Below are 15854 nucleotides of genomic sequence, written 5' to 3'. Positions count from 1 at the left end.
AGCGTGTTGGGCGCAGAGGACGGCGGGGATTGGACCTCAGTTGAGCTTGGCGTTACGGGCTGGCTCACGGCTCACCTCCCCTGCGCTGATCTGGCCTGCGCTGATCTGGCCTGCGCTGATCTGGCCTGCATTGCTCTGGCCTGCGTTGATCTGACTCTCCCGGATGGCATTTCCCTTGAGGGCGGGCGAGACGGTGGGATCGTACAGGAAGCACGCCGCCGTCTGGTGTTCGGCCACCGGGAAGGTCTGGAGGGGCTTGACGTCGCACACGCCGGGCATCCGCTTAGTGCAGCGCTCAAAAAAGGGGCAACCGACGATCTCGGCGCTCAACGGCGGCGGCTTGCCGGGAATGCCGCTGCGGCGCGTCCTGGGGCCGGTCATCGGCGGAAACGAGTTCATCAGTTGCTGGGTATAGGGGTGCGCCGGGTGGGCGTAGAGCTGATGTGCGGGGGCCTGCTCCACCACTTCCCCGGCGTACATGATCGCCACGCGGTCACTCATCTCTACCAGCAGCGACAGGTCGTGCGTGATGAAGATGATGCTGATGCCCAGGCGGCGGCGCACGTCGTTGATCTCCTGCAAGATCTGTCGCTGCACCACCACGTCCAGCGCCGTCGTCGGCTCATCCATCACGATCAGCTTGGGTTCCAGCGCCAGCGCGATGGCGATTACCACCCGCTGTTTCATGCCGCCCGAGAGCTGGTGCGGGTAGGCGTCCAGGTAAGAGGTCTGGATGCCCACCAGATCGAACAGCTCGCGGGCGCGGGCGTCCAGTTTGGCCTTGTCGGTCACGCCGTGGGCCTGCATGGCGTCGTAGACCTGCTCGCGGATTTTCAGGACCGGATTCAGCACGCTCATGGACGCCTGGAACACGATGCTGAATTCCTTCCAGCGCACCTGCCGCAGTTCTTCCGGCGACAGGGCCAGCAGATCATGTTCGGCCAGCCGCACTGAGCCGCCCAGCACCGCGCCGGGGGGATCGAGCAACCGGGTGGCGGCAAAGGCCAGCGTGCTCTTGCCGCAGCCGGACTCCCCGGCCAGTCCCAGCAGCTCGCCCGGCTGAACTTCTAAAGTCACGTCGCGCACGGCCCGCACAGTTCCGGTGGGCGTCACGTAGCCGACGTTCAGATCGTTGATGGCGAGCAGGGCGTCACCGGCCACGGGCGCGGGACCAGCAGCAGACACAGTGCGGCGCGGCATTTTCAGCCGTCCTCCGCCCAGCTTGGGATTGCTGATCTCGTCCACCGCGAAATTCAGCAGCGCGAACGATGTGCCCAGCAGCGCGATGCTCAGGCCCGGCAGGGCCACCCACCACCACGCGCCTTGAAGGAGTGCACCCTTGGCCTGCGCCCAGTACAGCATGGTTCCCCAGGTCACCAGCGACACGTCGCCCACGCCGATGAACGACAGGCCCGCCTCGGAAAGAACGGCGTACAGGGCCGCGCCGAAGAAATTGGCGGCGATCAATCCCGCCATGTTGGGCAACATTTCCACGAAGATGATGCGGATCGGTCCCTCGCCCGCCACCGTCGCCGCCGCGATAAAGTCGCGCTCGCGCAGCGCCAGCGCCTGCGAGCGCAGCACCCGCGCCCCAAAGGCCCAGCCGGTCAGGCCGATGACCAGAATCACCGGCCAGACCCCGCCGCCGCGGATAAAGGCGGCGGCCACGATGATCAGCGGCAGCCCCGGCAAGACTAAAAAGACGTTGATCAGCGTGTTGATCGCCTCGTCCACCCGCCCGCCGAAGTAGGCGGCGGCCAGCCCGAAGGTCACGCTCAGGAAGGTGGCGATGAGTCCCGCTGCGGAGCCTACCAGCAGCGTCAGCCGCGCGCCGTACACGAACTGCGAGAAGATGTCCTGACCCAGGGCCGTGGTCCCCAACGGATGCTGCGCCGAGAAGCCCATAAAGGCGTCAAACTGGAGTGAGTTGGGATTGTACGGCGTCAGCACCGGAGCCAGCAGCGCCAGCAGCACGAACAGCAACAGCAGCCCCGCCCCCGCCACACTGCGCGGGTTGCGGAAAAAGCGGCCCAGAGATGTATTCTTCCAGGCGCGGCGCGGCACGGTGGCCGCCGGAATCACCGCCGTCATGCCCGGCCCTCCCGGATGCGCGGATCGAGAATGACGTTGATCAGGTCCACCAGCAAGTTGGCCAGCAGCACCGCCAGCGCGATAAAGAAAAACAGCGCCTGCATCAGCGGGTAATCCAGATTGGTCACCGACTGGTACAGGTAATAGCCCAGGCCCGGATACGAGAAGACGATCTCGGTGAGGATCGAACCGCCCACCACGAAGCCCAGCGACATCCCGAAGGCCGTGAAGCTGGGCAGCAGGGCATTCCTGAGTACGTAGCGGTTGACGATGCGCCCCTCACTCAGGCCCTTGGCGCGGGCAAACGCCAGGTAATCCTCGCTGGCGACGCTGATCACGTTGTTGCGCATGGTGATCAGCCAGCCGCCCACCGACGTGACCAGAATGGTCAGCACCGGCAACACCGCGTGCCGTGCCAGCGAACTCCACCACCCCGCGCTGTAGGCGTCGCCCGGAAACGGGTCCAGCGCGCCGCTCAGCGGAAACCATTTGAGCTGAAAGGCGAGGACGTAGAGCAGCAGCAGCCCAAACCAGAAGTACGGCATCGAACTCAGGAACAGCGCTGCCGGCACCACCGCGTCGGCCCCGGCCCGCCCGCGCCGCCAGCCGCTGTACAGGCCCAGTCCACTGCCCAGCACGAACGAGATGATGGTGGTAATCCCCACCAGCCCCAGCGTGTATGGCAGCGCCCGCAGCACCACGTCGATCACCGGCGTGGGAAACAGACTGATCGAGCGCCCGAAATCGCCGCGCAGCAGGTTGCCCAGGTAGGTAAAATACTGCGAGATCGGACTGCCCAGGTCATTCAGACCGTAGGCGATCTTCAGCGCGTCCACCGCAGACGGGTCCAGGCGGCCCTGATACTTGGCGAGCATCACGCTCACGGGGTCGCCCGGCACCAGGCGCGGCAGGATGAAGTTGAGGGTGGCGGCCACCCACAGCGTAAACACAAAGATGCCCAGCTTTCTGAGCAGATAGGACATGGGGACCTCCTCTGGTCGGGGGCGACTGAGCAGTCACGCGCCCCCTCACCCGGTCCTCCCCCGCAGGGGAAAGGGAGAACAGCTCACGTCTGACCGTCTGTATAGAGAGGGGGGAGAGCGGAACCGGACTTCCCCCGCTCTCCCCCCCTGCCCACGCCTTACTTGGGCTTGACGTTCAGGTACATCAGCCGCGCGCCGTTGGTATCGTCGGGCGAGGCGTCGTTGTAGGGATTCTGTGCGCTGGGGAAGCCGGTAAATTTACTGGTGTTGAACAGGCCGAAATTCACGCGGTCGGTCAGGGGCACCCACGGCGTGTCCTTCATGACGGTGTTGACGATGGTCGACATGGCCTTTTGCTGGGTGGCCGCGTCACTGGTGGTCCGAAAGGTCTTGAGGGCCGCCGTGATGGCCGGATTGGTGTAGCGCGACAGGTTGCTGGGGGCCGTCTTGCCCACCGGGGCGGCAAAGTCCGGGTTGAAGGCGGCGTTGAAGGTGTAAAACGGCGTCGAGCCGTTGCCCCAGCCCCAACTGATGCCCATGTCGTAGCTACCGGTCTGGAGGCCGCCGGAATAGCTGCCCCACGCCTGCTGATCAATGCTGGTGTTGATGCCCACCTTCTTGAGGTTGTTGCCGATCACCTGCGCCATGGTAATAAAGTCGGTCCAGCCTGCGCCCACCAGAATCTTGAAGCTGGGCAGCGCCTTGCCGTCCTTGCCCAGGCGGTTGCCACTGCCGTCTTTCTTGTACCCGGCGGCGGTCAGCGCCTTGTCGGCTGCCGTTACGTCGAAGGTGGACGCGGCGGCCTTGGACAGCCACTCTTTTTGCTGGCCGGGGAAGACGGCGGCGGGGCTGGCGGCAGGCACCGCGCCCGCATAGGCTTTCTGGGCCACTTCCTTGGTGTCGATGGCGCTGGCGACGGCCTTGCGGAAGTTCGCGTCATTGAAAGGTGCCTTGACGGTGTTGAAATACAGGAAATTGATGTTGTTGGTGGGCCACCAGTAGCTGGCATTCGGACTCTTGGCCGCGTAGGTCTTGGGATCGGAAATGCCCACGTAACCGAAATCGGCCTCGCCGCTCAGCAGCTTGAGCTGGGCCGCGTCGTTGGTGCTGGTGGCAATCCACACCAGCGCGTCCACGGCGGGTTTGCCTTCCATCCAGTAGTTGGGATTTTTCAGCACCCGCAGCGCCTGCTGGCTGTAACTGTCGGCCACGAACGGACCCGTCCCCACCGGCTTGGTGTTGGTAAAGGTGCTGGGGTCCTTGACGTCCTTCCACAGGTGCTGGGGCACGATGGGCGCGTTGGCGATGTACAGGAAGATCGGGGTGTTGGGGGTGGCGAAATTGAAGACCAGCGTGCTGGCATTGGTGGCCTTGACGCTGCTCAGGCCACTTTTCCAGATGCCGGTGGTGTCCAGCGCCGGATTGGACTTGAGGTAATTGAAGCTGAAGGCGGCGTCATTGGCGGTGAACGCCTGGCCGTCGGTCCACTTGACACCCCCCCGGGTGCTGACGGTCAGGGTCTTGTTGTCCTTGCTCCAGGTGTACTTGGTCCCCAGTACGGGCGTGACCTTGCCGTTGATGGCATTGACGAAGAACAGACTTTCATAAATGGCCGAGTTGGTGGGCAACAGGTGCTGGTCACCGGGAATGAACGGATTGTAATTTTCTGCGCCCCACTGCGTCGAGCGCACAATGGTGAAGGTGGACTTGGGATTCTGGGCGTGGGCGGCGCTGCCCAGCGCGGCGGTCAGGATCAGCGGAAGCGAAACGAGCGTCTTGACGGTGCTGTTCATGGGTGTTCCTCCGGCGAAGATGAGAGAGGGTGTGCGGGGCGGGCGGCTTGGAAAGGTGGGTGGGGTTCACGGCGGTCCGGTAGACTCCCGCCGCACCAGCTCGGGCGGAAAGGTCAAGGGTTGGGCGCTGTGGCCCGCGATCAGGCGCAGGGAGAGTTCTGCCGCCGCCACACCCATCGCGTGGGCCGGCTGCCGGACGCTGGTCAGGCGCGGGTACAGCAGCGCGGCCAGTGGGGCGTCGTCGAAGCCGATCACCGCCACGTCCCCTGGAACCCGCAGACCCCGCACATGCAGGGCGCGCAGCACCCCCGCAGCCATCAGGTCGCCCGCCACAAAAATGGCGTCCAGCGGCGCGGCGTCTTCCAGCAGCGTCTGGGCAGCCCGCATTCCCGACAGCTCGGAGTAATCCCCCTCGGTGCGGCGGTGGCTCAGGTTCGCCCGGCGCAACTCGGCGGCGAAACCGCGCTCGCGCTCGCCGCTCTCGCGGCCCCGCGCACCGACGTAGGCCAGATGTCGCCTTCCCACGCGCAGCAGCTCCTGGGCCGCCAGCCGCCCGCCCTCCTCGTTGTCCAGCTCGACCCGGCAGGGCAGCCCAGCGTACTCGGGGGAAATGTGAACCCAGTTCATGCCGCGCGGCGCAGGCGGAGAGGTGTCCAGACGCGAATTGACGACGATGCCGCCGTCCACCGTGTGCCGGAGCAGGTGCTGCGCCGCCGTGACTTCGCTGGCCGCGTCGTCATGACTGGACGCCAGCAGGATGCTCATGCCCTGGCGGCCCAGCACGTCCTCAATGCCGCCAATCATCTCGCCGTAGAGCGGAAAGGACACGTTGGGTACGATCAGCCCCAGCAGTTCGCTGCGGCCCCGCACCAGATTGCGGCCCAGCGAACTCGGCTCGTACCCCAGGGTGGTGGCCCGCTCCAGCACCCGCGCGCGCGTCTGCGGGCTGACCGAGGCCGCGTCGTTGAAGACCCGTGACACCGTGGCAATCGACACGCCCGACAGGCGCGCCACCTCGCGGATGCCTGAGCCGCGCGGGGAAGCGAGAACTGGGCTGGACGTGGGTTCTGGCATGGCCTCCTCTGCGTGACTGTGCCCGCTCTGCGTGACGTTGGCTCCGGGTGACGTTGGCTCTGGGTGACGTTGGCTCTGGGTGACTGCGCCAGCTCTGGGTGACTGCACCGGGTGATTCCTCTGGCTCCCCGGTAGTCGTCGGTGCAACGCCCCAGGACAGACCGGCAACGTCCCATGGAACGCCAAAAGACTTGAATGACCCCCGGACGGCGACGAGGACTGAAAACGTTACATTGTGGACACGTTCAAGGTATTCGGGCCGGTGCTGAATGTCAAGTAAACATGAACAAATGGGCGTCCTGAAAAGGGGACGGCCTTCACCACAGCACAGCGGGTGATGCGGGTGATTCTCTCTCCAGCAGCGCCGAGCATCGAGGGCGGCGTCAGGGTCCCGACTGTTCCGTCGACGGACCTGAGCGCGCGCCAGTGCGTTAATTTGACACCTGGAGGGCGGTCCCTGCTCCGGCTTGCCTTGCTTCCCAGGGCCGCTCCCGTGAGGAATGAGCCTGGACGCACCCGCCCGCCACAGACGCCTCCGGGAACGCTGCGTGGCCCGGGCGGCGGCTTCAGGAGCGCGTGCAATTGGCTGATCTGGGCGACGACGGGGCGAGGCTGGGTTGGAGGCCGGGGCTGGAGGCCGGGGTCAGAACGCCCCGGTCACGCCCCCCCGCCCTACACTCCGGGGCATGACAACCTCAGTGGAACAGAGGGCAGCGCTGGTCACGGGCGGCACCGGCGGCATCGGCCTCGCCATCGCCCGCCGGTTGCAAGGCGACGGGCTGCGGGTGGCCGTCCTCGATCTGGACCGGCCAGTGGGACGCGAGATCGCCACTGAGCACGATTTGACCTTTATCGGGGCGGACCTCGCAAAGCGCGAGGACTGCCGACGCGCCGTCGACGAGACGGTGGCTGTGCTGGGCGGACTGGACGTGCTGGTCAACAACGCGGGCTTTCAGCACATCGCCCCGCTGGCCGACTTTCCTGAAGACACCTGGGACACCATGCTGCGCGTGATGCTGACCGCGCCGTTCCTGCTCTCCAAGTACGCCTGGCCGCACCTGACTCGCAGTGGACAGGGCCGCATCATCAACATCTCCAGCATTCACGGCCACGTCGCCAGCCCCTTCAAGAGCGGGTATGTCAGTGCCAAGCACGGGCTGATCGGCCTGACGCGCGCCTCGGCGCTGGAGGCGGGCGAGCAGGGCCTGACCGTCAACGCCATCTGCCCCGGCTACGTGCGAACGCCACTGGTCACGGGTCAGATGGCAGACCAGGCCCGCACACGCGGCCTCAGCATTGAGGAGGTGGAGCAGAAAGTGATGTTGGAGGGCGCGGCCATCAAGCGGCTGCTGGACCCTGGCGACATCGCCGCTCTCACGAGCTATGTCGCCAGCCCCGCCGCCTGGGGCATGACCGGCGCGGTGCTGGACCTCGATCTGGGCTGGACCGCGCGGTAGGGGTGACCGGGAGTATTTGACAATCACTCCCGTTTGGGGCTGGAGCAGGTCAGTTTTTAGAGCATTTGTCCGGGGTACGGCATCAGAAAAGAGGACCACCGAAAGCTTCCACTCTCCCCAATGCTCGGCTGCCCGGCACAATTTACCCACCGTCCCAGGCAGAACAGACGCCCATATGGACGCTTGCCCGCCCGTTCGGTCAAAGGCCAACAGCTCTCTTAACAAATGCTCTGAACCTTCGGCAAGAGCGTTTTGCTCCTGCTGGAGATCAGCACTGCCGTTTTTCTGATGCTGTGATGCCAGGAGCTATGTCTGGGAAGTACGTGGCCTTGAATACAGGCGGTGAGCGAGAGCCGGGAGCAAGACGTGGCGTGTTCAGGTGATGAAGTGAGCCTTTCAACCCGGTTGGGAGGAGAAACGAAAAAGACGCACTGTGTGGTCTGGGAGAACCTGCGGCACCTGCCCGAATGTTCTGGGATGTAACGCACGGCGTATGACGGGAGAAATTGATACGCACTGCACCCGTGCCAGAAGAGCTTTGCGCGATCCGGCCCTCAACGGGGTTACATTGTCTTCCGCCGAACCTGCTACCGTCACCGTGGCCCGCTTCCGGGTGGGCCGCTTCCTTCGGGGCAGGGCGAAATTCCCTACCGGCGGTGATGGCCCCAGGCCTCAGTCCGCGAAGCCCGCGCAAACTGCACCACGCGCAGGCCCGATCCCGCGAAATTCGGGAGCCGACGGTCACAGTCCGGATGAGAGAAGGAGGAACGTCACCCCGCCCACCCCGGTGGGTGACGACAACCCATGTATACAGTGAATGTGCCGCCTGAGAGGGTGGCAGCGGCCCTGTCCACAGACGAGCGCTGGATGACGCGCGCACTGGACCTGGCCGCCAGAGGACTTGGCCGAACAACTCCCAACCCACCTGTGGGCTGCGTCATCGTTCAGGGCGACGAGGTGGTGGGAAGGGGCTTTCATCCCAGGGCCGGTGAACCGCACGCGGAAGTCTTCGCGCTGCGCGGCGCTGGAGCGCAGGCACGCGGCGCAGCCGCCTACGTTACCCTGGAACCCTGCCACCACCACGGGCGCACCCCGCCCTGCACGGACGCCCTGATCGCGTCGGGGGTTCGCCGGGTGGTGGTGGCGGCCCTCGATCCGAATCCCGCAGTGGCCGGACGCGGCGTGCGGGCGCTCCGCGACGCAGGGATCGACGTGACCGTGGACGTGTTGGAAGCCCTGGCGACGCGTCAGCAGGCGGGCTTCCGCAGCCTGATCGTCCGGGGCCGCCCGTGGGTGGTGGCCAAGTACGCCATGACGCTGGACGGCAAGGTGGCCGCGCCGGGCGAGGGCAACGGCGCAGTCAGCGGCGCGGCGGCGCGGGCGCGGGCCATGACCTGGCGCGACACGCTGGACGCCGTGGCTGTCGGCAGCGGCACCCTGCACAGCGATGACCCGGCCCTGACCACACGGGGCCTCTCCGGGGGCCGCGACGCACGCGCCGTCGTGTTTGATCGCCGCGCCCGGTCCAGTCTCCAGGCCCGCGCGTGGCGTCCGGGCAGCGTTCTCGTGACGGCTCCAGACGCCGCAACATCTGCCTTTGAGGCGGCAGGAGTCAACGTCGTGCAGGCCGCGACGCTCCTGGATGCCCTGGCCCAACTGGGCCGCCTGGACCTCTCCAGCCTGCTGCTGGAAGGTGGCCCTGGCCTGCTCAGTGCCTTTCTGGACGCCGGGCTGGTGGACGAGGTGAAGGTCTTCATCGCCCCAAAACTGCTGGGGCGTGGCCTGTCGCCACTCACGTCGCCCGTCTGCCGCATGAATGAAGCCCAGGAGTTGCGCGACATGACCGTGGAAACGCTCGGCCCAGATGTGTTGGTGACGGGCCTGCTGAGCGACATTCCCTGCCTTTGACGCATTTTCTCCTCTCTTCCGGAGAGCGAGGTGGTGGGCAGGTTTGCCCCGCCATCACAACCGAGGTCAACTATGTTTACTGGAATCATTGAGCAGCTTGGGCGCGTGGCCCGCACCGTGGACACCAGCGGCAACCTGACGGTCACCATCGAACCGAACAGCATGTGGGCGGACGTGGCCCTGGGCGAGAGCATTGCCGTGAACGGCACCTGTTTGACCGTCACGGCCTGGGATGGCGCGGGCTTCACGGTGGATCTCAGCCGCGAAACCCTGGCCAAGACTGCTCCCCACTGGCAGGAGGGCCACAAGGTCAATCTGGAGCGGGCCATGACCGCGCAGGCCCGCTTCGGCGGCCATGTGGTCAGCGGCCACGTTGACGGCGTGGGCGAGATTCTGGGCGTCGAGGCCCAGCCCGGCGCGTACACCATGACGGTGCACGCCCCCGTAGCGCTGGCCCGTTACCTGGTCCCCAAGGGCAGCGTCACGGTGGACGGCGTGAGCCTGACCGTGGTGGACGTGGGCGGCCCGGCCGGCAGCCGCGCCGATCTGCGCACCGACGAGTTCACGCTGTGGCTGGTGCCGCACACCCTGGACGTGACCACCCTGCACACCTGGACCGCCGGAACGCAGGTCAATCTGGAAGCCGATCAGATGGCCAAGTACGCCGAGCGCCTGCTGCTGATGCGGGACTGGACCCCCTCAACTCCTGACCCGGCAGCAAGCGGTGGAAAAGAGGTGGGCGCGTGATCGCGGCTCCCACCGCGCTGTCCCCGGTCTCCGAACTCCTGTTGGACCTGCGGGCGGGCCGCCCGGTCATCCTGGTGGACGACGAGAACCGCGAGAACGAGGGCGACCTGCTGATGCCCGCCGCGACGGCGACGCCGGAGTGGGTCAATTTTATGGCGCGCGAGGGCCGGGGCCTGATCTGCGTGACCCTGACGCCCGAGCGGGCGCAGCGCCTGGACCTGACGCCGATGGTGGTGGCTGGCCGCAGCACGGACCCCAACGGCACAGCCTTCACGGTCAGCGTGGACCACACCGGCAACACCACCGGTATCAGCGCCTTTGACCGCGCGGCCACCATCGCGGCGCTACTGGACGACGCGGCGCAGCCCGCCGATTTCCGCCGTCCCGGACACATCTTTCCGCTGGTGGCCCGGTCCGGCGGAGTGCTGCGCCGCGCGGGCCACACCGAGGCTGCGTGTGATCTGGCGCGGCTGGCGGGCTTCGCGCCCGTGGGCGTGATCTGCGAGATCATGGGCGACGACGGCGAGATGAGCCGCCTGCCGGACCTGCTGACCTTTGGCCAGAAGCACGGCCTCAAGGTGGGCAGCATCGAGGCGCTGATCGCCTACCGCATGGAGCATGATCCGTTCATGGTGCGGGTGGCCGAGGCCGAGCTGCCCACCGAGTACGGCCCCTTCCGCATCGTGGGCTTCCAGGATTCCATCAACGGCGCGGAGCACGTGGCGCTGGTGATGGGCGAGGTCACGCCGGAGCCGCTGCTGGTGCGCGTGCACAGCGAATGTTTAACCGGGGACGGCTTTCACTCGCTGCGCTGCGACTGCGGCCCCCAGCGTGACGCCGCCATGCGGGCCATCGCCGCCGAGGGCCGGGGCGTGCTGGTGTACCTGCGGCAGGAGGGACGCGGCATCGGCCTGCTGAACAAGATCCGCGCCTACCACCTGCAAGACGGCGGCGCGGACACCGTCGAGGCCAACGAACAGCTCGGCTTTCCCGCCGACGCCCGCGACTTCGGCATCGGCGCGCAGATGCTGCACCTGCTGGGCGCGCGGCAACTGCGCGTGCTGACCAACAATCCCCGCAAGCTGAGCGCCCTGGGCGGCTTTGGCCTGGACGTCGTGGAACGGGTAGCGCTGCACGCCGGCCACAACGAACACAACGCCGGCTACCTGAAGACCAAGGCGGACAAAATGGGTCACATCGGCACGGACGGCAGCCAGCAGTGAGCGCCGTGGAGGGGTCCAGGTTCCGTTGCTGGACCTCCCGCCCCACCCCTGCCCCAAGGAGAATCCATGAACCGAATTGAAGCCCACCTGCTCGCCACCGACCTGAAGTTTGCCGTGATCAGCACCCGCTGGAACCACCTGATCGTGGACCGCCTGGTAGAGGGCGCGGAACTCGCGTTCGTCCAGCATGGCGGAAAAACAGAGCATCTGGACCACTACCTCGTCCCCGGCGCTTACGAGGTGCCGCTGATCGCCCGCAGGCTGGCGGAGTCCGGTCAGTACGACGCCGTGATCTGCCTGGGGGCCGTCATCAAGGGCGACACCGATCATTACGATTTTGTCGCGGGCGGCGCGGCCACCGGCATCCTGAACACCTCGCTCCAGACGGGCGTGCCGGTGGCGTTCGGCGTCCTGACCACCGACACCGTCGAGCAGGCCCTCAACCGCGCCGGGATCAAGGCTGGGAATAAGGGAGGCGAGGCGGTGATGGCCATGATCGAAACGGTCAATCTCCTGAAGCAGATGCCCGCAGGACCGGCCTGACCACCGGGCCTGGGCCTGGCAGCGTCCAGACACGATTTGGAAATTTTTGTGCTTTATCGGCCCGACATTTGGGAGCATTGGTCCGAATGGAAGCATCCGGAAAGAAGACTCCCGATGCTTCCATTCTCTCCTTCAGAGCTGTACCAGTCCCAGATGCTCAGCGAAATTCACTTACGGTCCTGGGCAGCACGGGCAGTCTTCATGGACAGACGCCCATCAGGACGCTTGTCCGCCCGTTCGGTCAACAGCGCACAACTCTTTTGACCAATGCCCTGTACGGCTTCCGTCTGTTCCGTCTGGCCTTCGCAAACGATTGAATCGGAGGCCGCAGGAGGTGACCACCCGAGGTGGGCCTGTGGCCAGCAGTCCGTCTGCCGGACGACCAAACGCTCAATCTCTGCCCTGTCCCGGGTTGCTTTGATGGACCCGTCCTCACGCCCCACTGGGACGGTCCCCTGGAGCGTCAATGGCGGTGATTGTGCGTGACGTCTGGCCCCTGCTGCCATGGTCAATCGATGAGCTGTGTCTGGGCCACCACGTCTGCTGCCAGACCGTAGAGCGGATGGTAAGTCGCCGTCCAGAGCAGCGGCCACCCGCTGGGCTGCGCGTCACCGCGCTGGACGGCCCGCATGGCCTCACTGGGAGTGAGCCACGCCGCGTAACGCAGATCCTTGCTGGAAAGCCAGTTCGAGCGGCCCAGCCGAACGATGGCCTGGCGGGCCGGATCGTTGTACGGAATCAGCGCTGGCACCGAATGCTCCGCTCTGGGCAACAATTCCGAGGCCAGTGAGGCGTAGTTGAGTTCAGCGCGGCAGCCCTGGAGGTACGCCCTGCGCTGCCCAGTCTGGGCGGCCTGGTTGGCCGCGTAATACGCCTGGTGGATTTCCGGAGCGCTCAGGGCCGCTGCGCCCTGCTCCAGCAGCGCAACGGTCTGCTGGACCGGCGCGGCCCAGACCAGGGGGACAGCCACATCCACCAGTGACAGCACGTGGAAATCGCCCGAGCACAGTGCCGCGGCCTCGACCAGATAGGGCAGCGGCGCAACCAGATGCCAGACCTGATCAAAATGACCGATCTGCGCGGAGGGCAGCGTGGTGGCCACCACGCAGATCGGTACCGCCGCCTGATCCGCCAGGGCGTCCGCCCGGTCATCCAGGTGGGCCGGACACAGGCTGGTCGACAGCAGCGCGGCGTGGTCCACCAGACCCGCGAAGCGTGCGGCGCTGCCCCGCGACGGCAGCATCACCAGGGTGCGCCCGGGGGTCTGCCGGACCATCTGGGCCAGCCCTCCCAGCGTGAGGCGCTCCTTCCACAGGTGCAGGCGAAAAGTCGCTGAGGTGGGGCCAGCGGCGACTCCAGGGACAGCTACCGGGTCTACCGGGCGGCCACCCGTGCCGGGGGCCAGAGCAACAGGCCAGGGCTTGAAGGCGGCGGGCCAGGTTCTCTCCACGCCAGGCAGACCGATGACGGTCCAGCCAAACACCCGCACCGCGTCTCCCAGCAATCCGCCCAGAGTCTCCAGGACGGCCTCCGGGAGACTCTGCAAGCCGTCGATCAGCAGGGGCCTGGACAGCAGCCGGACCAGACGCGGCAGATTCCGGCTGTACGCCGCACTCAGTGTGGCGACCAGTTCCTCGGTGGACTCCACGTCAATCTGCCCGCCTGCCTCACCTGGCGTGAATCCCTGCGCCATGAGAAAACGCCTGATTCCCCAGCGGCTCCCCCAACTGGCACTGGTCCAGGTGCTGGGCGGCATGCCTGCGCCACCGGCCTGCGGCGTGGCGTCGTCCTTTAGGCAACCCAGGCCCTGTGTCCAGCGTTCCAGCTCGTTGCGGGCGGGCAGCACCCACAGGCCCGCCGAGCGTCGCCCGGACGCGGGCTGCGGCTCGGCGCGGGGATCGTCCAGCAGCAGATACCCGGCCAGGACCCGCACGAACATCTCGCGCTCGCCACTGCTCCAGTTCGGCAGGATCGGCGGCGTGCCCTGGCCGGCGCGGGCGGCCTGCAACAGGGCTGACGGCAGGGGCGCTGCAAGGACAGCCCGGGCATCGGCGCTGTCGAGCAACCCGCCCGTGCGCGCCAACAGGGCGCGGCCCAGGTCAATTTCGCCCATCTGATGGGCCAGCCGGGCGACCGTCAGGGCGTCAGGACCGTCTGCCCCCGCCGGACTGAAGGCGGTGGCCAGCGCGGCAAAGTGTTCGGCCCGCTCAAAAAAAGGAGTAAGACTGGGAATCAGCGCCATGTCATTCTCAGGGTCATTCTCGGGCATGGCAAGGAATCTACACCTTTATTCCAGGGCCTGATCACGAGTGGACATCCAGTGACCGCTCCGTTTTCAGCGGCATTGAGTAAGCATATTCTCCTGGAACCGTCGCCTCACGTGAGCGGTTGAGCACGAAGCCCAGCAACTGCACGCCCAGTCGGCTCGTCTCGTCGAGTATCCGTTGCATCTGAATATACGACGTCTGGGGATCGGCCACGATCATCAGGCCGTCCAGGTGGGAGGCCAGCACCAGCGTGTCGGCGACCTTCAGCACCGGCGCCGAATCGACCAGGACAATGCCGTAATCACGGCTGCGTCGCCGGATTTCAGCGCCGAGTGCGGCGGCGTCCAGACGCTGGGTTTCAAACGTCAGAAGGTCAACATTCTCGGCCACCTCAGGATAGAGGTGAGAAGGTTCATGCCCCTCGTCTGGCCGCAGCACCGCTTTCCTGGAAGACGCGCTGTGGGTCGGCAGCCACAGTTGTTCCTGACGCCGCCTGAACACGTCGGCGTCCACGATCAGAACCTTCGTTCCGTGGGTGGCCAGGCTGTACGCCAGCCCCGCCGTCACGGTGCTCTTTCCCTCACCGACCCGGGCGCTGGACACCATCACGGCGGGCGTCTGGGTGCCTGATCGGTCCGGGGCGGCCAGACTGGACATCAGGCCCACCCGGACAAATTCCATCTGTTCCCGGAACAGACCATGCCGGGTGGCCTGCCCGATGCGAACCGGATCGCTTCGCCGTCCAGTCAGGGGGGGCAGCGTTCCGAAGACAGGCGGGCCAAAGCTCCGCAGGTCGTCCAGACCCCGGATCTTTTTCTGCAACTGATCCAGAACGAACGCGATCAGGAGGCCGAAAAAGACGCTGGCCGCCGCCACCAGCAGGGCGTCACGCACCGGACGGGGCTGTGCCGACTGGACTGGCAGGCTGGCAGCGGCAAGTCTGGAGAGCGTGCCGCTCACGGTCTGTTCCAGCACCTCCACCTGTTGCAACCGCTCGACAACATCAAGCCGCAGTTGTTCCAGGGTCCTGACCCCAATGGGATCGCCGCCCCGGGCAATGCGTGCGTTCAGGTCGGCGCGCTGGTTGGTCAGGTTGGTCCGGGCGCGGGCAATGCCCGTCAGGGCGCGCTGCCGGTCCCATTCGAGGAGCGCGTTCTGAAAGCTGTTGGCCGCGCCCTGGGCCAGCTCGGGCGTCGGTGCCAGGGCGCTGATCTCGTAGACCCCCACGAAATCCTGATTGATCTCGGCCCCCAGTTGCACGCTGCGTGGATCGCCGAGTTGAAACTCACGGCGAAGTTCTCCGGCAAAACTGCGCCGCTCAGGCGAGTCGGGCCGCGCGGTCTCGAGCCTTTTGAGCGCGGCGCGGACGACCTCTGGACTGCGGAGCGCACGCTGAACCACGGCTGGCGGCAGGGGCGGGGCCGTCACCAGGGTGCTGTTGATCACTGAATTGCCGCTGCCGACCGGAAGGGCCGAGAGGCTGGCCGTGGCCAGGTACATCGCCGGACGGGAACTTGCATACACGAACGTCAGCGCCGCCAGACAGAGGGCCGCTGCCACAATGGGCAACGCAGCGCGCCGAATAACACGCAGAATGGACGGGACATCAAGGTCTTGCGGACGTTCGGCAGTCATCGGGGATCCTTTGAGGCGGCGCTTCTCGAATCTCATGCGGGCCTGCGTGAAGAGAATAGACCGGAATGCACCAGACACGGCCCGGAGGAAGCCTGGAGACAGCGTCGGCGGTGCCGACATGGTACGTGATCGG

11 protein-coding genes and 1 riboswitch are annotated in these 15854 nt (G+C 66.2%); of the genes, 5 read left to right on the top strand and 6 right to left on the bottom strand.

Annotated elements, in window-relative coordinates; all coding sequences use genetic code 11:
• Window positions 1-36: 36 nt before the first annotated feature.
• The 4 genes from Q322_RS0106865 to Q322_RS0106850 form a co-directional block, all read right to left on the bottom strand.
• Window positions 37-2091: a dipeptide/oligopeptide/nickel ABC transporter permease/ATP-binding protein gene (locus Q322_RS0106865; protein ID WP_084147850.1), complete on the bottom strand. Its 2055-nt coding sequence runs from the start codon at window positions 2089-2091 to the stop codon at window positions 37-39.
• Window positions 2088-3074 (bottom strand): ABC transporter permease, encoded by a 987-nt coding sequence (locus Q322_RS0106860; RefSeq protein ID WP_029477087.1) that lies wholly within the window; start codon window positions 3072-3074, stop codon window positions 2088-2090. The genes Q322_RS0106865 and Q322_RS0106860 overlap by 4 nt, the downstream gene beginning before the upstream one ends.
• A gap of 158 nt (window positions 3075-3232) precedes the next feature.
• A complete protein-coding gene (locus Q322_RS0106855; protein WP_029477085.1) occupies window positions 3233-4867 on the bottom strand; it encodes an ABC transporter substrate-binding protein in 1635 nt (544 codons plus the stop codon).
• A gap of 66 nt (window positions 4868-4933) precedes the next feature.
• The gene (locus Q322_RS0106850; RefSeq protein ID WP_051668311.1) at window positions 4934-5941 is read right to left on the bottom strand and encodes a LacI family DNA-binding transcriptional regulator; all 1008 of its coding nucleotides are present in this window, start codon (window positions 5939-5941) and stop codon (window positions 4934-4936) included.
• A 686-nt stretch (window positions 5942-6627) separates the two neighbouring features.
• On the opposite strand from Q322_RS0106850, the gene Q322_RS0106845 reads away from it, so the two are divergent.
• From Q322_RS0106845 to ribH, 5 genes are all read left to right on the top strand, one after another.
• Window positions 6628-7398, top strand: coding sequence for a 3-hydroxybutyrate dehydrogenase (locus tag Q322_RS0106845; protein ID WP_029477082.1), 771 nt, complete (start codon window positions 6628-6630; stop codon window positions 7396-7398).
• A gap of 619 nt (window positions 7399-8017) precedes the next feature.
• Window positions 8018-8166: riboswitch (FMN riboswitch) on the top strand.
• 36 nt (window positions 8167-8202) lie between these two features.
• Entirely contained in the window at window positions 8203-9306 is a 1104-nt protein-coding gene (gene ribD / locus Q322_RS0106840) for a bifunctional diaminohydroxyphosphoribosylaminopyrimidine deaminase/5-amino-6-(5-phosphoribosylamino)uracil reductase RibD (protein ID WP_084147849.1), read from the top strand.
• A gap of 72 nt (window positions 9307-9378) precedes the next feature.
• Window positions 9379-10053 (top strand): riboflavin synthase, encoded by a 675-nt coding sequence (locus Q322_RS0106835; RefSeq protein ID WP_029477079.1) that lies wholly within the window; start codon window positions 9379-9381, stop codon window positions 10051-10053.
• Entirely contained in the window at window positions 10050-11276 is a 1227-nt protein-coding gene (locus Q322_RS0106830; RefSeq protein ID WP_281173629.1) for a bifunctional 3,4-dihydroxy-2-butanone-4-phosphate synthase/GTP cyclohydrolase II, read from the top strand. Before Q322_RS0106835 ends, Q322_RS0106830 begins: the two co-directional genes overlap by 4 nt.
• 66 nt (window positions 11277-11342) lie before the next feature.
• Entirely contained in the window at window positions 11343-11819 is a 477-nt protein-coding gene (gene ribH, locus Q322_RS0106825; protein WP_029477077.1) for a 6,7-dimethyl-8-ribityllumazine synthase, read from the top strand.
• 508 nt (window positions 11820-12327) lie between these two features.
• On the opposite strand, the gene Q322_RS0106820 is transcribed toward ribH, so the two are convergent.
• Together Q322_RS0106820 and Q322_RS0106815 are read right to left on the bottom strand one after the other, a co-directional pair.
• On the bottom strand, window positions 12328-14088 hold the full coding sequence (locus Q322_RS0106820; protein WP_029477075.1) for a hypothetical protein: 1761 nt from the start codon (window positions 14086-14088) through the stop codon (window positions 12328-12330).
• Between the two features lie 34 nt (window positions 14089-14122).
• Window positions 14123-15721, bottom strand: a complete 1599-nt coding sequence (locus Q322_RS0106815; RefSeq protein ID WP_029477074.1) for a P-loop NTPase — start codon at window positions 15719-15721, stop codon at window positions 14123-14125.
• Between the last annotated feature and the right edge of the window lie 133 nt (window positions 15722-15854).

The organism is Deinococcus frigens DSM 12807 (genome assembly GCF_000701425.1).
GTDB classification, from domain to species: domain Bacteria; phylum Deinococcota; class Deinococci; order Deinococcales; family Deinococcaceae; genus Deinococcus; species Deinococcus frigens.
The sequence above is the reverse complement of the archived record's forward strand: the minus strand, read 5'-3'. Positions and strand labels throughout refer to the sequence as shown.